The sequence below is a fragment of the Rhizobium mulingense genome (assembly GCF_029194105.1).
In the GTDB taxonomy this organism is placed as follows: Bacteria; Pseudomonadota; Alphaproteobacteria; order Rhizobiales; family Rhizobiaceae; genus Rhizobium; species Rhizobium mulingense.
Map to the genome: position 1 here is coordinate 42421 of NZ_JARFVE010000017.1, position 18547 is coordinate 60967.

General features: G+C 61.3%; 18 protein-coding genes and 3 pseudogenes. 13 read left to right on the forward strand and 8 right to left on the reverse strand.

The features are described 5' to 3' along the window. Position 1: 1 nt before the first annotated feature. The 4 genes from PYR71_RS28040 to virB11 are packed head-to-tail and all read left to right on the forward strand — an operon-like array spanning position 2 to position 3747. A complete protein-coding gene (locus PYR71_RS28040) occupies positions 2 to 673 on the forward strand; it encodes a VirB8 family type IV secretion system protein (protein ID WP_077991356.1) in 672 nt (223 codons plus the stop codon). Next, positions 670 to 1527 carry a P-type conjugative transfer protein VirB9 gene (virB9, locus tag PYR71_RS28045; protein ID WP_077991357.1) on the forward strand — a complete coding sequence of 286 codons (858 nt, stop codon included), beginning with the start codon at positions 670 to 672 and terminating at the stop codon, positions 1525 to 1527. The genes PYR71_RS28040 and virB9 overlap by 4 nt, the downstream gene beginning before the upstream one ends. A gap of 8 nt (positions 1528 to 1535) precedes the next feature. Next, entirely contained in the window at positions 1536 to 2711 is a 1176-nt protein-coding gene (virB10, locus tag PYR71_RS28050) for a type IV secretion system protein VirB10 (protein ID WP_077991358.1), read from the forward strand. 7 nt (positions 2712 to 2718) lie between these two features. Then, on the forward strand, positions 2719 to 3747 hold the full coding sequence (virB11, locus tag PYR71_RS28055; RefSeq protein ID WP_077991360.1) for a P-type DNA transfer ATPase VirB11: 1029 nt from the start codon (positions 2719 to 2721) through the stop codon (positions 3745 to 3747). A gap of 43 nt (positions 3748 to 3790) precedes the next feature. Here virB11 and PYR71_RS31135 read toward each other — a convergent pair whose 3' ends face one another. From PYR71_RS31135 to PYR71_RS28070, 4 genes are all read right to left on the reverse strand, one after another. Next, positions 3791 to 4036 (reverse strand): VapC50 family PIN domain-containing toxin, encoded by a 246-nt coding sequence (locus PYR71_RS31135; RefSeq protein ID WP_483434109.1) that lies wholly within the window; start codon positions 4034 to 4036, stop codon positions 3791 to 3793. After that, positions 3928 to 4368 carry a PIN domain-containing protein gene (locus tag PYR71_RS28060; protein ID WP_245304432.1) on the reverse strand — a complete coding sequence of 147 codons (441 nt, stop codon included), beginning with the start codon at positions 4366 to 4368 and terminating at the stop codon, positions 3928 to 3930. The genes PYR71_RS31135 and PYR71_RS28060 overlap by 109 nt, the downstream gene beginning before the upstream one ends. After that, entirely contained in the window at positions 4358 to 4804 is a 447-nt protein-coding gene (locus tag PYR71_RS28065; RefSeq protein WP_077991362.1) for a MerR family transcriptional regulator, read from the reverse strand. The genes PYR71_RS28060 and PYR71_RS28065 overlap by 11 nt, the downstream gene beginning before the upstream one ends. A gap of 303 nt (positions 4805 to 5107) precedes the next feature. Beyond that, positions 5108 to 6298, reverse strand: a complete 1191-nt coding sequence (locus PYR71_RS28070; RefSeq protein WP_077991364.1) for a DUF1173 domain-containing protein — start codon at positions 6296 to 6298, stop codon at positions 5108 to 5110. Positions 6299 to 6608: 310 nt separating this feature from the next. On the opposite strand from PYR71_RS28070, the pseudogene PYR71_RS28075 reads away from it, so the two are divergent. From PYR71_RS28075 to PYR71_RS28100, 6 genes and pseudogenes are all read left to right on the forward strand, one after another. Beyond that, positions 6609 to 6868: pseudogene (locus PYR71_RS28075) on the forward strand (toprim domain-containing protein); the annotation flags it as partial. Positions 6869 to 7047: 179 nt separating this feature from the next. Continuing rightward, a complete protein-coding gene (locus PYR71_RS28080; RefSeq protein WP_258719717.1) occupies positions 7048 to 7170 on the forward strand; it encodes a hypothetical protein in 123 nt (40 codons plus the stop codon). Between the two features lie 84 nt (positions 7171 to 7254). Next, a complete protein-coding gene (locus tag PYR71_RS28085; RefSeq protein ID WP_004676093.1) occupies positions 7255 to 7521 on the forward strand; it encodes a type II toxin-antitoxin system Phd/YefM family antitoxin in 267 nt (88 codons plus the stop codon). Further along, positions 7518 to 7914, forward strand: a pseudogene (locus PYR71_RS28090) (type II toxin-antitoxin system VapC family toxin). The gene PYR71_RS28085 and the pseudogene PYR71_RS28090 overlap by 4 nt, the downstream one beginning before the upstream one ends. 605 nt (positions 7915 to 8519) lie before the next feature. Further along, positions 8520 to 8843 carry a DUF736 domain-containing protein gene (locus tag PYR71_RS28095; RefSeq protein WP_004676095.1) on the forward strand — a complete coding sequence of 108 codons (324 nt, stop codon included), beginning with the start codon at positions 8520 to 8522 and terminating at the stop codon, positions 8841 to 8843. A gap of 345 nt (positions 8844 to 9188) precedes the next feature. Then, positions 9189 to 9356, forward strand: coding sequence for a hypothetical protein (locus tag PYR71_RS28100; protein WP_004676096.1), 168 nt, complete (start codon positions 9189 to 9191; stop codon positions 9354 to 9356). An 81-nt stretch (positions 9357 to 9437) separates the two neighbouring features. Here the strand turns inward: PYR71_RS28100 and PYR71_RS28105 are convergent, their stop codons facing one another. After that, on the reverse strand, positions 9438 to 9743 hold the full coding sequence (locus tag PYR71_RS28105) for a WGR domain-containing protein (RefSeq protein ID WP_012489498.1): 306 nt from the start codon (positions 9741 to 9743) through the stop codon (positions 9438 to 9440). A gap of 503 nt (positions 9744 to 10246) precedes the next feature. Here PYR71_RS28105 and PYR71_RS28110 point away from each other — a divergent pair. Both PYR71_RS28110 and PYR71_RS28115 read left to right on the forward strand, forming a co-directional pair. Further along, positions 10247 to 10728, forward strand: a pseudogene (locus PYR71_RS28110) (hypothetical protein). A gap of 158 nt (positions 10729 to 10886) precedes the next feature. Next, complete coding sequence (locus PYR71_RS28115; RefSeq protein WP_097545114.1) at positions 10887 to 11156, forward strand: type II toxin-antitoxin system prevent-host-death family antitoxin; 270 nt, start codon at positions 10887 to 10889, stop codon at positions 11154 to 11156. An 8-nt stretch (positions 11157 to 11164) separates the two neighbouring features. Here PYR71_RS28115 and traG read toward each other — a convergent pair whose 3' ends face one another. The 3 genes from traG to PYR71_RS28130 are packed head-to-tail and all read right to left on the reverse strand — an operon-like array spanning position 11165 to position 13591. Then, positions 11165 to 13084 carry a Ti-type conjugative transfer system protein TraG gene (gene traG, locus PYR71_RS28120; RefSeq protein ID WP_077991366.1) on the reverse strand — a complete coding sequence of 640 codons (1920 nt, stop codon included), beginning with the start codon at positions 13082 to 13084 and terminating at the stop codon, positions 11165 to 11167. Beyond that, the gene (locus PYR71_RS28125; RefSeq protein WP_077991367.1) at positions 13081 to 13314 is read right to left on the reverse strand and encodes a conjugal transfer protein TraD; all 234 of its coding nucleotides are present in this window, start codon (positions 13312 to 13314) and stop codon (positions 13081 to 13083) included. The genes traG and PYR71_RS28125 overlap by 4 nt, the downstream gene beginning before the upstream one ends. Then, a complete protein-coding gene (locus PYR71_RS28130; protein ID WP_077991368.1) occupies positions 13304 to 13591 on the reverse strand; it encodes a TraC family protein in 288 nt (95 codons plus the stop codon). Before PYR71_RS28130 ends, PYR71_RS28125 begins: the two co-directional genes overlap by 11 nt. A 221-nt stretch (positions 13592 to 13812) precedes the next feature. Here PYR71_RS28130 and traA point away from each other — a divergent pair, with 221 nt between their 5' ends. Further along, a complete protein-coding gene (gene traA / locus PYR71_RS28135) occupies positions 13813 to 18510 on the forward strand; it encodes a Ti-type conjugative transfer relaxase TraA (RefSeq protein WP_077991369.1) in 4698 nt (1565 codons plus the stop codon). The last annotated feature ends 37 nt before the right edge of the window (positions 18511 to 18547 follow it).

The window sequence follows — 18547 nt, forward strand, 5'->3', positions numbered from 1 at the left end:
CATGGTGACCACGAATAACCTCAAAAGTTACTTCGACAAAGCCCGCCGGTTCGATCAGGACCGGATGATCCAGGTCGAGCGTTCCGCCCGCATCGCCTGGTTCGTCGCTGCTTGCGCCGGCACGGTTGCTGCCGTTTCCGTCTTTGCCGTTGCCGGCCTCACTCCTTTGAAAACCGTCGAGCCCTTCGTCGTGCGGGTCGATAATTCCACCGGTATCGTCGATGTGGTCTCGGCGCTGACATCCACCGCCGGCACCTACGACGAGGCCGTCACCAAATATTTCGCGGCCAAATATGTCCGCGCCCGCGAGGGCTACGTCTGGAGCGAGGGCGAGGAGAATTTCCGCACCGTCGCCTTGCTGTCGACGCAGCCGGAACAGACTCGATTTGCCGCAGTCTACCGCGGCAGCAATCCCGATTCCCCGCAGAACATTTATGGCCGCAGCGCCACGTCGCGGATCAACATTGTTTCCATCTCGCTGATCAACGCCAATGTGGCATCCGTCCGCTATATGAGGACCGTGAGCCGCGGTGACGAGGTGCGCACCACGCACTGGGTTACGACCCTGACCTTCTCCTATGCCAACGCTCCGATGTCCTCGACCGACCGGTTGACCAATCCGCTCGGCTTCGTCGTCAGCGAATATCGCGCCGATCCGGAGGCCATCAATTGAGACCGCACTTTCTCCTTCCGCTCATCCTGGCCACCGGGTTTTCGTCTGCAGCGCTCGCCCTCGAGACGCCGCGCGGCGCCGCGCAGGACAGCCGCATCCGTTTCGTCGTCTACCAGCCCTATAACATCACCAAAGTCGTCGGCACACTGCGGTCTTCGGTGCAAATCGAATTCGCCGCCGACGAGGAAGTCGCTCATGTGGCGCTTGGCAACAGCGTTGCTTGGGAAGTGGCGCCGGCCGGCAACATCCTGTTCCTGAAGCCCAGGGAAAATCAGCCGGTGACGAATATCTCGGTCGTGACGACACGACGGGACGGCTCGACCCGCAGCTATCAGATGGAACTCACCGTTCGCGACGGCAGCGTCGAAGCCGGGCAGAACACCTATTTCTATGTGAAATACCGCTATCCCGCTGATGAGGCGGAGCGGCGCCGCCAGGAAGCAGCTGCGCGCGCGCAGGCGGCACAGGCCGGCGAGGCCGATCGCGTGCTTGCCCTTCACGAAGCTTATGGACCGCGCAACTGGCGTTATTCGGCGCAAGGGACCCAGGCGCTCGAACCGCAAACGGTCTATGACAACGGCAAGGTCACCACCTTCACCTTTGCCGGCAACCAGGAAATGCCGGCGATCTATATGGAAAATTCCGACGGCAGCGAAAGCCTGGTTCCGAAGTCAGTCGACGGCAATCTCGTCCTCGTTCACGCGATCAGCCGCAAGTTCATACTGCGCCGTGGCGGCGACGGGCTTTGCGTCTTCAACGAAGCCTACGATCGCGTCGGCACCAATCCCGAGACCAACACGACGTCACCATCGGTCGAGCGCGTCGTCAAAGTGCCGCCCGGCGCGGCGCAATAGGAGGTGACATGGCCGAGGAAGAGATTACCCAGATTCCGGGCGAGCGCGCCGAGACGTCGGCCGGTGGCCGGCTCGACAATAACCCGATCCTCAAACGCGGCGCTATCGCCTTGGCGATCGTCGTCTTTGTCGCCTTCGCTCTCTGGTCGATGCGAGGCCAGGACAAACCGTCAGACGGTGCCCAGCCGGAGCGGGTGGTCATCCGGCAGACATCGGATTTCGAACCGGCCAAGGAACCGGTCCAGCCTGTAGCGCCTCTTCCGCAGGTCCAACTGCCGACGCCCGCTGTCACAGAACAAGCGCCCACGGACGACGATAAGCTGCTCGACGCTGCCCGGCGTGCGCCGGTCATCGCCTATGGCGGCGAGAAATCGCCGGCGACGCGGCGGCAGGATCAGGATGCGGCGACGGATCAGGCTTCGAACTACGTGCCGCTCGGCGCCAATCCCGGTGGCTTCGCCTCGCAGGGCGAAAACGAAGATCAGCGCTTCAACCGCTTGCTGACGCCGACGCAATTGCAGGGATCGCGTGCAGGGACGTTGGGCAATCGCGATTTCATCGTCGCAATGGGGACATCCATTCCTTGCGTTCTCGAGACCGCGCTCTCCTCCGATCAGCCGGGGTTCACGAGCTGCGTCATCAACCGGGACGTTCTTTCAGATAACGGCCGCGTTGTGCTGATGGAAAAAGGTACGCAGGTCGTCGGCGAATATCGCGGCGGCATTCGCCGCGGGCAAAAGCGCGTGTTCGTTCTCTGGAACCGGGCGAAGACGCCGAAAGGCGTGATCATCACGCTGGCATCGCCGGCAACCGATGCGCTTGGCCGGGCGGGCATCGACGGCTATGTGGACACCCATTGGTGGGAGCGTTTTGGCAGCGCAATGCTCCTGTCGATCGTCGGTGATGCCAGTTCCTATGCCAGCAGCCGGCTGCAGGACAGCGACGTCGAAGCGCAAAACACCACCAGTGCCGGTCAGCAGGCCGCGGCGATCGCCGTCGAGCAGTCGATCAACATTCCCCCGACCCTGATGAAACATCAGGGCGAGCTCGTTTCGATCTTCGTGGCGCGCGATCTCGATTTCTCCAGCGTCTATCGGCTTCGCGTGACGGAGCCCCGCAATCGCGTCTATGACCGCGCCGTGCTTGGGGATTTCAGCCCCTCCTCGAAGCTCGTGACAAAATAGGTTCTGCATGACTGAAGCTGCCGACGCCGGCGTCGTGCGCGAACTGCTTTCGCCACTATCACGCTTCCTACGCGACAAGACGCTCTATGAGGTCATCGTCAACCGGCCGGGACAGGTCGTCACAGAGGGTAGGGACGGATGGCAGACCTATGAGATGCCCGAACTTTCTTTCGACCGGCTGATGCGTCTCGCCCGCTCCGTCGCGAGCTTCTCCAATCAGTCGATCGACGAGACGCGACCGATCCTGTCGGCGACCTTGCCGGACGATGAGCGAATTCAGATCGTCATCCCGCCGGCAACGACGAAGGGAACCGTCAGCATCACCATCCGTAAGCCATCCTCCGTGTCGTTGACCCTGGAGGATCTCGATCATGGGGGATTGTTCGCCGATGTTGTGCCGGCCCAAGACGACGGGCGACGATCAGACCATAGGCTGTTGGAATACTATCGCATCGGTGCCTACAAGGCGTTTCTCCGGGAGGCGGTGTTTGCAAGAAAGAACATCATCATCTCCGGCGCCACCGGGTCGGGAAAAACAACTCTATCGAAAGCGCTGATCCGCCACATTCCGCAAAGCGAGCGGATTATTTCGATCGAAGACACTCCGGAACTGGTGGTCCCGCAGCCCAACCACGTTCGACTGTTCTATTCCAAAGGCGGCCAGGGATTGTCTAAAGTCGATGCGAAGGATCTGCTGGAATCCTGCTTGCGCATGCGGCCCGACCGCATCCTACTTCAGGAGCTGCGGGACGGCACGGCCTTCTACTACATCCGCAATGTCAACTCCGGCCATCCTGGCTCCATCACCACGGTCCATGCCGACTCGGCCCGCCTCGCCTTTGAGCAGCTGACTTTGCTGGTCAAGGAGTCGGAGGGAGGTGCGGACCTCGAACGGCACGACATCCGCGAGATGTTGACGATCGCGGTCGACATCATCATCCAATGCAAGCGGATCGACGGCCGGTTTCGGGTGAGCGAGATCTACTATCGAGACGCCGCGACTGACCTCGGCCGCTCTTCGTCGGATCGAGCTTAACGGGTTGCGTCCGGGCCTCTAACGATTCTGTCTGTCTCGACCGTCAGTCCAATTGTGCGGCCTTCTCACGCAGGACCACTGAAAACGCGCGGAGCCCCTGATGGTCCAGTGCATCAATGAATTCGTCAACCGCCGGCACCGTCTTGCGTAAATTCAACCGGGCGCGCCTGATGCTGTCGATCAATGCGCTCGAAAAGATGGAATGGAGGCCCACGAGGAAATTGTCTGGCGATACGCAGGCCACCCCATGAGGCCGAAGGTCCGCGGCTGGAAATCTTTGAGATTCCACGTGACAATCACAGAAGCCTTTCCGGCGATGGCTGCAGCTAAAACATGACGATCATCCGGATCCGGTAGCGAGAGGTCGGGGATGAGAAATTGGTGGTTACCGACATCTGCATCGGGCAAAACCTCTTTCATCCGATCACGGGTCGCTTCCAGACGTGAGATGGGTATCTCGGGGGAGCCGATGGCCAGATTGCGAATCCACTCGGCGTGGATGTCGTCGGTCCAGCGTGCGTCGACGAGACCGTCGAAGCCACATTGGACCAAGACATTGCGCAAATGGAAAGGGTAGAGGACGCAGGCATCATAGACCGCGACAGGCGGCTTAGAGGCCATGATTGACGATGAGATCCTCTGTGTCCTCGGCCAGCGCGTCGAGGCTTTTCTGGCGAGCATCGAGCTTGGCCTTGAGCGCGAGAACATCCTTCAATTTGGCTCGGCGGTGCTTGCCGACATAGCGGAAGGGCAGATCGCCGCGATCCATGCGCAGCACCACGAGAGGACGTGAGATGCCGAGGATGGTGGAGGCGTCGGTCGGGCTCAATTCCTGATCTTCCGTGAGCACGGCAACACGCTTGCCGCGCAACAGATGATCGAGGAGTGCTTCGACAGGCGCGAGAGCCGAGGCTGGGAGAGAAAGGGTTTGAAGTTGTCCACTTTGACGGCGAATCCGTAGTTCCAGTTGGTCGCCCTCCGCCAGATTTGGCATAGGCGCGACGGCCTTGCGGTCGCGATCCGACAATTTGGTAAATTGAAGAACATGGCTGGTCATGGCGAACACCTCTGACCATGTATATAGGGCAAGTCGCTCATAACTGCAATAACTGAAATATCTTCCCCTTCCATCTCCGATTTCTGGGTGCCATAGGAGCGCGCGGCGAACGAGCTCGACCCGCCAACTTCAAGCGTGGGTTACCGCCAACGGCAAGCGCTCCGCTTTCGATGTGATCGTGCAATGCAAAAGGGCCGCCTCTGGGCCGATTTGACCGGGATATAGCTTCACGCAGTCGAGATCGCCCGGGCGTTGGTTTCCTTTTAGGGCGTCTACGTCGCTGACCAAGGAGGCTGGTGTGGATCATGGCAGTCGCGGCATTTCGCCGTCGGCCACACGCCAGATCCACGGCGTCATCTCGGCTCTCGCGGCGATCATCTCATTCAGTGCAACGTCATAGTCTTCGTCGGCCTTCGTCGGAACGATGAACATGGCGATCGGCGCTGGCTTTGCCTCCGGTAAGGTCACGGAGGCAATCGGCTGGTCGCGCGAAAGATCGAACCGGAGTCCTTTCACGCTCCTTCGCTTCAGGCTTGAGAGCCGCTCCAGGAGACGCTGTTCATGGATGGTTTCGAACGGGATCCAGTTCTCGTTGACCACCATCAGCGCCACTTCCTCGACCGAAGCTATCCCCGCTCCCGAAATGCCGAACGTGGCGATGACGATGAGATGAAACCCCTCGTTGGATCGCCACAGTTCCAGTTCGGTTTCATATCGGGCATTCAACCGTTTCCACGCCCCCTCATCGAGCATGAAGGGGAAAGGCAGGTGGCGCACCAGCATCTTCTGGCCATCGCGCGCTGAGGAAAATTCCTTTACCTCTCCGACGGTCATCATCAGTTTCCGCGGACCGGGACCGGTTAACTGGGCGCCGGCCAACATAGCCGCACGCCGCGCTGAAATCCCCTCTTTGTCGTCCTGATGAAAGACTTCCGGGACAAACAAGATATCGCTGAGAGGGCCGCCGCGGACGATCATCTGCTTTGCCGCGTTCACCAGACTGCTGCGCACGCGCCCCCAGCCGCGTTTCCCGGCCCATAGCGAGGTCCATTCCGTCAGCTCCCCCATGTCCCAGAGATAGTGGAGCATCGCCCTGAGCGAGAGCTTCTTGGGCTCGCTTCGCACAATCTCCGACGGCTCCGAAGGCGATGTCGACGTCGATCGGCCCCCTCGTTTCGACAGCGAAAAATCGAGTTTCAGCGTTGCCGCACCGGTCGCCGCGTCGATTTGGATGGCGTTGCCGATCAACGGCCCGAGGCCGGATAGCTCATACGGCGGGTCGTAAGACGAGCAGCCGGGATCATGCTGCCGGCCTGAGAGCGGCATGCGTTTGATCAGGAATTGGCCATCCATCCGGGCAATGTACATCGGCACCGGCGGTTGCCGGCACTGGCAAAGTGGCCTGAGCTTCTGTTGGTAAGCGCGTTCGAGCTGCGGCAGAAACTCTGGAGAACTGTCGTCGAACGCCTGGTTGCCGATCAAAAACTGTCGCACGTCGTTCCTCCCTTGCCTGACCAAAGGCTGATCGAACCGTAAAAGGAAGGCGTAGCACGAGCTTCGCGGACTTTACTAGCGCAAAATAGTTAGTATGTAAATGTTACGGCCGCTGGGGCCGATTTCAACGCCATAGGCAGGAAAGAAGATACGTGCATTCCAGCCTCCAAAAATTAAAATTAACGATCATGATAATTAGAAGTCAACGGTGCGTTGATTAGACGTCAGCCCGTCAAAATGTAGAGACTGCGCCAGCATAAAGTGAGTTCTAATCGCGTGCTACCCAGCCCTTCGAGCCGGCCGGCGCTGAACCGCCAATCACCTTGCCGCCTTCCGACTGCCCGCTGGCTGCCGGCGTCTCTACATCGCAGCTGACGCCGATGCGGCCGGCCGGCACGTATCGAGGGATTGAGCTGCCGCGCCCAGGCGCTGGGGATCCTGCCGCTAGTGCTTGCCCCGGAGCTCGGCGACTTCAACGAGGATCTGCGCCGGCTCAGCCCGGAACGGCTCATCGCTAATCTCAGGGCGCAGCTCGTTCTGGGAAACGCTCTGGCCTTTCTGCCCGCATGATCGAGCCGGACGGGGAAGGTGAGGGCGTGAGGGCCTACAGGATGGCCGGTCTCTGCCGGTCGCCGCACGGGTAGGCGCCCGCCCGCGGGCCTGCCGAGAGGCGACCCTTACCATGCGGCGGGCGGGCCTTCAGCGGGTCGCTCAGGTTTCTTCCCCTGGCTTCCCGCCGCAATGACGACATGCTCTCGGTCATGCCGGCTGGCGTCGTCATCTTCCCCGGCTCCGGCATTGCCGGCAATCTGGCCGACAAGGCCCGCCGACTTGGCATCTCCGTTTGGCAAGCGGCGGGAGATGGCGCGTAAGCGCCATCTGTCCATACGGCTGAAGGAGATGCTTGTATTTCGTAAAAATTGTGTACACATTTGCCGTTGAAACGGAGCTTCGCCATGACCCAATCTCGGCAGCAGATACCATCTCCCCGCCGTGTCGGCGTGCGGGAATTTCGCGGCAACCTGACGTCTTTCCTCAAGCAGGTCGAAGACGGCCAGCGGTTCGTCCTGACGTCGCATCACAAGGTTGTCGCCGAAATCGGCCCGCCGTCAGCCGGCGTCGTCATGCGGAAACCAGGCGCGCTGCGCGGAAAGATCAAAGTTGCCGATGACTTCGATGGTCTGCCGGCGGATGTTTTGAAGTCCATGGAAGACGGGACGTGAGGCTGCTGCTCGATACACATGCCTTGCTGTGGTGGCTGAACGACGACGAGAAGCTAGGGAACCATGCGCGTCGCCATCGGCGATCCCGAGAATGATGTCCTCGTCAGTGCTGTCTCGCTTTGGGAAATCACTGTGAAGCTGCGCATCGGCAAACTTGATGCCGATATCGAAGAGATTGTTGCGATTTTGCCGGATCAAGGTTTCGACCGGCTGGATATCTCGGACGCGCATCTTATCGCTCTCGCTGCTCTTCCACTTCATCACCGCGATCCTTTCGATCATCTGCTCATGGCGCAAGCCGTGGCGGAGGGAGCGTATTTGGTTTCGGACGATCAAAATGTCGCGCTTTATGGCATTCCGTTTGTGACTTGCTCCGATCCTGTTGCCTTGTGATCTCACCGAGCTTGGCTCCGCGGATGAAGCCGGCTCAGATCGTTCCGGTTGCGTGTTTGCCAATGGCGATGTACCTGGCGACCCATCGGCGGCTCAGGTGCTTGGGAGCGGGCACGTTTGGGGAAGATCACTCATTCGACACCCGCGTGAACAGCTTCACCCGGGATTGGAGCACGGTCTGCAGACGGCAATGCGGTGCCGCGGCGACCTCGCCGATCAGCAGAAATGCTATCGAGGTGCTCACAGCCTGCCGCAGCCGGGAGCGGGCGAGGGATTATGTTGATCGACATGCGGGCGAAGCGTCCGTGGAGTGCGCGGCCAATATCCCCCAGTGCTTGGACCGGGGGGCCATGATGGTTTGTCGCAGCCTTCGATTGCCCCGAACCATTCCCGTTTTATGTCGCTCGTATAGACGACCGCCTGCTTTTGCGGCCAACCCCTGAAGGGGTAAGACTCGCCCGAAATTTTTGCAAAATTCGATTTCGGTTCGCTTGTCCTGGTGGAAAATAGAATTTTGCAAAATTTTCAGGCGAGCTGACCGCAGCAGGTCGGCCGTCTCTTCGTGCGCCATCGGGAATGGTCCCGAGCAACCGGAGACAACAACCATGGCCACCACGATCGCAACGCTCACGCAGAAGACCGACGGCATCCTCGAAGGCGTCTTCGCCACGATCCGGGTCAACGCCCCGATCGCCATCGTCCCAAATGCCAGCAAGGCAAGCGAAGAAGCGCCCGACTACCGCGTCATTCACCGCAAGACGGGCTTCGAGATCGGCGCCGCCTGGAACCGCATCGCGCGGCAGACCGGCGAGGAATACCTCTCAGTGAAGCTTGAGGCCCCCGAGATCGGTGTGATCTTCGGCAATCTCGCACCGGCACCCGGCGGCGATCCGAGCAAGAAGGTGATCCTCTGGAACAGCCCGAACTGAAGAACAAAGCGAGCGGCCCCGAGCAATCGGGGCCGGCTTCGTCGTATCTCAAGTTTTGCGCGCAATAGCGGGATTGAAAGCGGGCATCGAGCCCGCTTTCAATCCTCCTGTCGTGCCACACGAGACCAAGGACCCTGTCTGCCCAGATACTTGAAGTCTGCCGTGAGGCTCGTGCCGCCTCAAGGACTTCGCGGCCCCTCCAATTTTCAGCCGGCGCCCTGAAGGGCACCGTCAGAAAATCGGTTCCTCCGCTCGCCGGCTCCGCCGGTCGCTGACGCGATCCTTGACCCGGCCCGATCCTCACGACCCCGGGCGTCATCTTTCACATTTCAGGAGATGACGACGATGACGATTGCACTCGAAATTCAGGTTGAGGAACTGCGGGCCGAGCTCAGAAACGCCGATCCGGCTGAGCGCCGCCAGATCGAAGCGGAGCTGGAGATCGCTCGGGCCGAACTGAGGGTAGCGATCGCCGAGCAGGAGGGCGCCATCGACGCCGCGCCACCCTTCTGAGGGCGGCGTTTGCCTCCTCGCCTGGGCCGGCGCGCCGGATCGACCGGCGCGTCGACCCGAAGCTGCGCTTCACGCCGATAATCACCGGCAAGGACCAGGAAGACTTCCGCGGACAGCGCGGACCATGGGTTCCCGTCCGGCATTTGTGTTCGGCCTATAGCCGCGCGCCCGTTTTGATCGGAGAAGTTCGAGGAACATACGGACTGCATCCTCCTCTCTGTCGAAGTGATGCACCATGGCTTGTCCGATCGTTCCGATGCGTCCCCATCGCCGCGTCAGGCAAGGTGTGCCGAACAACGTCGGTTCGATTGCGAGCGCGTAGAAGCGCGCCATGTTTTTCGTCGCGTCCGTGCGTTCGATGTAGAGCTGATAGGGTTGAGTGAGCATGACGGAGAGTCGCCTCTTCCAGCTTTTGCGTCTAACGACACTTATGAATCGATCGGCCCACACCGATTCATTTTTGTGATGATCGTCGAAGCCGAAGATCATGGATTTGGGCGAGCCGGCCAATCGCCGGCCGGGTGCTATTCGCTCCGCTCACGGAGCCCGAACACCGTCTGCGCCTCCGGTCACGCCCCCTCTCGCGGAATGACGTGAGCGAATTGCCCAGCCGCGGGGCGGGGTTCTATCCTCGACACCTGCTGCCGGCTCACGCCGGAAACGGTCGCGTCCCCTTCGGGTCCGCGGGTCTCTTCTCTCTCTGACGTCCAATTTTACTCCAGCAAATCCGGCGTCAAGGACGGCGCGTCTCCCCCAATTTTTCCGCTGCTGCGTTTCACTGCGCTCTGGAAAAATCGGTTCCCCCGCTTGCGAGCCGCGTTCCGCGGTCCTTGACCCCTCTTTGCAACAGAGTGGCCGATCTCCGTCATCAAGATGAAGGAGATCACATTGTGACAACCGATCAGAACCTCATGCTCTACACCAAGCTTGCCGGCTTCCGGCTCGGGGTCCTGGCAAACCGCTTCGGCTGCGACAGCGATTTTTCGCGAGAGCTTCACGATCGCCTGGTTGAGGGGCTCGACGCGGCAATCGATCGGATCCGCGTCATCATGGAATTGGAACGAAGTGTTCTCATCGGGGAGGATGAATTCGCCGAATATCAGCTGGAGGGCGAGATCGAGATTTTCGGGCGCTTCACTATCAATCTGCTGGACGAACTCGAATTGATTACGACACGCGTGAATTCCGCGTCAACGGCGGCGATTGGATGAGCGCTTGGGCTGCCGACGACACTGGCGTCGATATCAACTATCCTGAGCTCGTTGCGCTGATTGCGGACGAACTCGGCTCGCTGGCGCCGATCATCAAGGATATCACGTTGGCAACTCGCATCCCGGTCTATGCGGGGCGCGCCGTTTGGTCATGGTGGTAGCAGCACCATCTCACATACTGAGAGGCGACAGACGAGGTTGCCTCTCAGTTGCCGATGGCCCTCAAGTGGGCCGAGGAAGGACGGCTGCGAAGTTTCACAACAATCGCAGTAATGTTGTAAATGCTGTAAATCCCAGCGATAGCAACAAGGAAGCCCATATGCCGAAGCCAAGCGGGACGTATTCAACCAGTGACCTCCCACGTAAATCCAGCGACATCATCGCCGAGGCGCTGCGTCATCCGGTGACGATCACCCAGCGGAACAAACCCCGGCTGGTTCTCCTCAATATCGAAGATTATCAGCAACTGATCAGGCAGGCAGGCCGACGCACCGTCGGCACTATCGAAACGATGCCCGACGAGCTTTTTGCCGAACTCGAAAACGCCGTCGACGCCTATGCCGGCGAGGACGAGGTGGGCCGCTCATAAAACCACGATCATAGCACGGGTTTGACGAAACGATTGACCTTAGCTGCCTCATCCATCTCCTTTCGCCGGAAGTAGATCGCCCGACCGCAGCGGATCGGACTATGCCCCTGGACGATGATGATCTGCTCGTCCTTCCTCATCGACTGGGTGATCTCGTGCGGCATGATCAGCGGCCGGCGCTGGAAGTTGACGTTCTCGGATCTCCTGGATGCATTGTTCTTCGTGTCCCAGCCGATGTTGCGGGAACTGCCCTTCACCTCCACCGTCATCTCGCCACATTGCGCAGAGACGTTGCGCGCCGTGTCAAGCGCTTTGATCGCTGCGTAAGAGGCGAAAGCGCAGCCATCGATCCATGACGTCGCGCCATCCTTCCCGAAATGCCGCTCCAACTGCCCGACCGATTGGTACATCAACATCATCGAGATGCCGTACTTGCGGCCGCGGTCGCGCGCCTCCTCGAGCACGCGCATGTAGCCAAGAAGATCGACCTCATCGAGCATGAACAGCGCCCGGCGCTGGAAGGCGCCGTCGGCCTGCACCATGGCGTTGATGAGCGAGCCGATGATCACACGAGCGATGCCCGGATAGGAGCGCAGGATCGATGCGGAGATGTTGAGGAAGACGTCCTTCTTGCCCGAAACGATATCACTCGATTTGAAGGCATTGCCGCAGACGAGCGCGGCATAGCTGTCGAGCGACAGCCACTGGGTATCCTTCGATGCTGTGGAATAGACGCCCGAAAACGTCTGCTCGGTCATGTTGGTGAAGACGCCGAGCGTTTCGCGGATGAAGGCCGAACCGGAATGCTCCTGAATGTCGCGCAGCATAGCGAGCACCGAGGGCTCCGGTTCGGAAACGATCTGGCGGAGACTGCGCAAGCTTCGCCGGCCCTCATATTCGGGCGAGAGCATCACATGGGCGAGCAGACCGGTCAGGAGGTTGTGCGCCTGGTTCTGGAAGTAGGATCCCGTCGAGCTTTCGAAGCGAAGGCTTTCCGACAGCAGCATATGCGCAATGCCGACGATGTCCTCTTCCTTTTGCTTGGATGCTTCGATCCCGTCGAGCACGTTGAAGCCCATGATCGGGTTCGTCGGATCGAGCACCATGACCTCGCGCTTGAGGGCGCCGGCTCGGTGTTCGGCCACCATTGGTGCGACCTCGGTGGAGGGATCGAGGCAGATCAACGGCCCGCTATAGCGCAGCGCCGTCGGGACGACGTTGCTGGTGGTCTTGTATCCGCCCGATCCTGCGAAAAACAGCATGTGGGTGGAATCGAAGTCCTGTTTGTAGGTCAGCAACGAGGCCTTGCCGCCTTGCCCCCAAGTCGCCGGATCGTTCGGATCGAAGGGCAGCTCATGGACGATTTCCTGGTCGACCCGGTAGCGCTCGCCGACGACGATCTCGCCATCGGGTGGAAAGAGCTTTGCAGCCGCGGACATCGAAAGCCAACCCGCGTCCCCGAAGATACCGCGCCTGGCGCGCGTCACCGGTTCGGACACGACGGTCGAGATGCGCGCGGCGACCGCCACGGCCATGAAGCCCATCAGCGCGCCGATGACGGCCACGAGATCCAGATAGGAAAGTGCCCGGCTCCATGAGACCGCGCCGCTCTCCACGGATGGGGCGAGCCGGCCATATTCGCGCAGTGCGTAGAAACCGGCCACAGCCAGAAAGCTGACGAGGCTCACTATGGCCACCGGCCTTCGCCGGTGCAGTGGCAGAGCCAATACCGTCAACAGCCCCGCGAGCGGCCCGAACAGAAGCGCCGGCAGGGGTGCGAAGCGCAGGAACCAATATTCCGTCTTGCCTGACATGACAGCGGCGAGTTCCTGCCACCGCCAGCCGACGACATAGGCACCAAAAGCAGTGCCGGCGATCGGCGCCAGAACGAGTAACAGGCTCGGGCGCGGTTTCCTTAGCGGGGTCATTCGGCCGCCTCCGCGATGCGTAGCGAACCGCCGTCGAGCTTGGAGATCTTGAACGCCTCCTCGCCGATATCGCGCAAGCGCCGATGCTCCGATGAACCCGGGGCGATCCTTGCCAATTCGAGAAAGCCGCCTAGTAGGAACGCCCGGTCGGCCTTTGAAATTCCCGCCTTGACGACGAGGCCGCCGAGCAAAAACTTTTCGCGCGCCTTGTGCCTACGATCAGCCGTCATGAGAAACCTCCGCCGGCGTTCCAGCGACGCCAGCTGCTGGTCGACGCGGCGAAACAGATGCGCCATCAGTCCCCTTCTTCTCTCCTTTGCGAAATCGCGCCGCGATCTCCTCGACGAGGCGATCGACCTCCTCGTCGGTGATCTCCATTTCCGCCAGGCCCGACTTCGTCGCGGCCCGCGCAAAGCGCTCGGCGGACTTGGCGATCATCGCGCGCCTGCGCTCGCGCAGCTTTTCGATCTGGGTGTCTATGTCGGTGATCGATGATTTTGTGGCCATCGGTGATTCATCCTTCCTGAAAATAACCTCAGCGGACAGATTATACTAACTAGAATAAAATAGTTAAATGGGCTATTTTCCATCAAGTCGAAAACGTCGCAGCCGGAATTCCGGCCGATGGCCGTGTTCCGGAAAAGCGGCATCGGCCCTTCGGTCCGATCTGTTCGAGGGCGCAATATACGTCGCTGTCGCGACGTGCTTGGGCCAGTCTGGAGACACCGGTGGCGATCATGTTCGTCAGAGCGCAGGTGATCAGCAGGGGATCGGGACGCAGCATCGTCTCGGCTGCCGCCTATCGCCATCGCGCCCGGATGATGGACGAGCAGGCCGGCACGTCGTTCAGCTACAGGGGCGGGGCGTCGGAGCTCATGCATGAGGAACTGGCGCTGCCGGGGCAGATACCCACCTGGCTCAGGGAGGCGATTGCCGGGCAACTCGTCGCCAAGGCGAGCGAGGCGCTGTGGAATGCGGTCGACGCTTTCGAGACGCGGGCGGATGCACAGCTCGCCCGCGAACTGATCATCGCGCTGCCGGAGGAGCTGACGCGGGCCGAGAATATCACGCTGGTGCGCGAATTCATCCGCGACAATCTCATCTCGAAAGGAATGATCGCCGACTGGGTCTATCACGACAAGGAGGGCAACCCGCACATCCACCTGATGACGACGCTCCGGCCGCTGACGGAGGAGGGGTTCGGGGCAAAGAAGGTTCCAGTGCTTGGTGAGGACGGCAAGCCGCTGCGTGTCGTCACGCCGGACCGCCCGAACGGCAAGATCGTCTACAAAGTCTGGGCGGGCGACAAGGAAACGATGAAGGCGTGGAAGATCGCCTGGGCGGAAACGGCCAACCGGCACTTGGCCCTTGCTGGGCATGACATCCGCCTCGACGGTCGCTCCTATGCCGAACAGGGCCTCGACGGCATCGCGCAAAAACATCTCGGGCCGGAGAAGGCGGCGCTGGCGAGGAAGGGCAGGGAGCTCCACTTCGCGCCGGCTGATCTCGCCCGGCGCCAGGAGATGGCCGATCGGCTGCTTTCAGAGCCGGAGCTTTTGCTGAAGCAGCTCGGCAATGAACGCTCTACCTTCGACGAGCGCGACATCGCCAGGGCGCTGCATCGTTATGTCGACGATCCCACCGATTTTGCCAACATCCGCGCCAGGCTGATGGCGTCGGACCAGCTGGTCATACTGAAGCCGCAGGAGATCGAGGCAGAGACAGGAAAGGTGTCGGAGCCCGCGATGTTTACGACGCGGGAGATGCTGCGCATCGAATACGACATGGCGCAGTCGGCGCGGGTTTTGTCGGAGCGCCGCGGCTTCGGTGTTTCCGAGCGGATTGTGACGGTGGCGATTGAACGCGTGGAGAGCATCGAGAGCGGCGATCCTAAGAATCCGTTTCGGCTCGATGCAGAGCAGGTCGATGCTGTCCGTCATGTCACCGGTGACGGTGACATTGCCGCTATTGTAGGCCTTGCCGGCGCCGGCAAATCGACGCTGCTTGCTGCCGCACGTCTTGCCTGGGAGAGCGAGGGACACCGGGTGATCGGTGCAGCCCTTGCCGGCAAGGCCGCGGAAGGGCTGCAAGACAGTTCCGGCATCAAGTCGCGGACGCTTGCCTCCTGGGAACTGGCCTGGGCCAATGGGCGCGACACGCTCCATCGCGGTGATGTGCTGGTGATCGACGAGGCCGGCATGGTGGCCTCGCAGCAGATGGCCCGTGTGCTGAAGATTGCCGAGGAGGCTGAGGTAAAGGTCGTGCTGGTCGGCGACGCGATGCAGTTGCAGCCGATCCAGGCCGGTGCTGCCTTCCGGGCAATTACCGAACGCATCGGCTTTGCAGAGCTTGCCGGCGTGCGCCGCCAGCGTGAGGCCTGGGCACGTAATGCCTCGCGGCTGTTTGCCCGCGGCGAGGTCGAGAAAGGCCTCGACGCCTATGCCCGGCATGGCCATCTGGTCGAGGCAGGGTCACGCGAGGAAACGATCGATCGCATCGTCTCCGACTGGGCTGCTGCGCGCAGAGAGGCAATAGAGCGATCAACGTCTGAGGGCGGGGATGGCCGCCTTCGCGGTGATGAACTGCTGGTGCTGGCCCACACCAACGACGATGTTCGCAAGTTGAACGAGGCGCTGCGATCGGTGATGACGCAGGAGGGAGCGCTCAGTGAAAGCCGCAGCTTCCGGAGCGAGCGGGGCGTACGGGAATTTGCCGCCGGCGATCGGATCATCTTCCTGGAGAACGCCCGCTTCCTTGAGCCGCGCGCCAAGCACTCCGGGCCACAGTATGTGAAGAACGGCATGCTCGGCACCGTTGTTTCCACCGGCGACAAGCGTGGAGATCCGCTGCTTTCGGTTCTGCTCGACAACGGCCGCAAGCTCGTCTTCAGCGAAGACAGCTATCGCCATGTCGATCACGGCTATGCCGCAACGATCCACAAATCGCAGGGTGCTACCGTCGATCGCACCTTCGTGCTGGCAACCGGGATGATGGACCAGCATCTGACCTATGTGTCGATGACGAGGCATCGCGACCGCGTCGATCTTTATGCGGCCAAAGAAGATTTTGCGGCAAAACCTGAATGGGGACGCAAGCCGCGTGTCGATCATGCCGCGGGTGTGACCGGCGAGCTTGTCGAAACCGGCGAAGCCAAATTCCGGCCCGATGACGAGGATGCCGACGACAGCCCTTATGCCGACGTCAGGGCCGACGGCGGAACCGTCTATCGGCTTTGGGGCGTGAGCCTGCCGAAGGCACTCGAGGAGGCCGGCATCCAGGAAGGCGACACCGTGACGCTCAGAAAGGATGGTGTCGAGCGGGTCAAGGTCCAGATTACCGTTGTCGACGAGGAGACAGGTCACAAGCGTTACGAGGAGAGGGAGGTCGATCGCAACGTCTGGACGGCCAGTCAGGTCGAGACCGCTAGCGCACGACAGGAGCGCATCGAGCGGGAAAGTCATCGGCCGGAACTCTTCAATCCGCTCGTCGAACGCTTGTCGCGCTCCGGTGCCAAGACGACGACGCTCGATTTTGAGAGCGAGGCCAGTTACCGCGCACACGCGAACGACTTCGCCCGGCGCCGCGGGCTCGATCATCTCTCGCTTGCCGCAGCCGAGATGGAGGAAAGCCTTACCCGGCGCTGGGCGTGGATTGCCGAGAAGAGGGAGCAGGTGGAAAAGCTCTGGGAGAGGGCAAGCGTGGCGCTCGGCTTTGCCATCGAGCGGGAACGGCGGGTCGCCTACAATGAAGAGCGGAGCCAGACGATGGTCGAAGCGACATCCAGTGACGCGCGAACTGCATCCCACTACGTCTCGGGCGCGAGCGCTGATGAAACACCCTATCTGATCCCGCCGGCCACGTCCTTTGTCAGCAGCGTCGAGGAGGATGCGCGGTTGGCGCAGCTTGCGTCGCCGGCCTGGACAGAGCGGGAGGTGATCCTGCGGCCACTGCTGCAGAAGATCTACCGGGATCCGGATGCAGCGCTCATCTCCCTGAATGCACTGGCGTCGGATATCGGAGTCGCACCCCGCAGGCTCGCCGACGACCTTGCCGCAGCCCCTGGTCGGCTTGGCCGGCTGCGTGGCTCCGAGCTGATCGTCGACGGACGCGCGGCGCGTGAAGAGCGCAATGTCGCTGTTGCGGCCGTGAAGGAACTGCTTCCGATGGCCCGTGCCCATGCGACCGAGTTCCGCAGGAACGCCGAACGGTTCGAACTGCGCGAGCAGACGCGCCGCGCGCATATGTCATTGTCGATCCCGGCGCTCTCCGAACGCGCGATGGCACGTCTTCTCGAGATCGAGGCGGTGCGCAGCCAGGGCGGGGACGATGCTTATAAGACGGCCTTTGCGCTCGCCGCCAAAGATCGATCGGTGGTGCAGGAGATCAAGGCGGTGAGCGAAGCTTTGACGGCCCGCTTTGGCTGGAGCGCATTTAGCGCGAAGGCGGATGTGATCGCTGAACGCAATATTGTCGAGCGCATGCCGGAGGACCTCACGGATGAATGGCGCGGAAAGCTGACCCGCTTGTTCGAAGCCGTGCGACGCTTTGCCGACGAGCAGCATCTTGCCGAACGTCGGGATCGCTCAAAGATCGTTGCCGGCGCCAGTGTCGATCTGAGGACAGAGACGGAGAAGGGGGTGGGGAAGGAGAACGTTCCCATTCCCCCTATGCTCGCCGCCGTCACCGAGTTCAAGGTCCCCGTTGACGACGAGGCGCGATCTCGGGCTCTTGCGTCGCCTCTCTACCGTCAGCAGCGTGCGGCACTGGCGAACGCGGCAACGACAATCTGGCGCGATCCGGCTGAAGTCGTCGGCAAGATCGAGGAACTTCTCCAGAAAGGTTTTGCCGCCGAGCGCATTGGAGCCGCGGTGACCAACAATCCCGCCGCCTATGGCGCCTTGCGTGGTTCGGATCGCCTGATGGACCGGATGCTGGCCTCCGGCCGAGAGCGGAAAGAGGCTGTGGCGGCCGTGCCGGAAGCTGCAGCGCGCCTGCGCGCGCTCGGTGCGGCCCACCTCAATGCCCTCGATGCCGAACGCCAGGCTATCACGGACGAACGGCGGCGCATGGCGGTTGCCATTCCAGCTCTTTCGAAAGCTGCGGAAGAGGCGTTGGCGCACCTGACGGTCGAGGTGAGCAAGGACAGCAGGAAGCTGAGTGTTTCCGCCGCTTCCCTCGATCCGGGCATTGGCCGGGAGTTTGCCGCTGTCAGCCGAGCGCTCGACGAGCGCTTTGGTCGCAATGCCCTCGTCCGAGGCGATAAGGCTATCGCCAACGTAGTGCCACCGACGCAGCGCGGAGCTTTCGCGGCGATGCAGGAGCGGCTGAAGGTCCTGCAGCAGACTGTCCGCCTGCAGAGCAGCGAGCAGATCATAGTGGAGCGGCGCCAAAGGGCTGCTAGCCGCGCTCGCGGCATCAACCTCTGAGACTCGAAGAAAAGCGGGGTGACGAAATGGTTGGTCG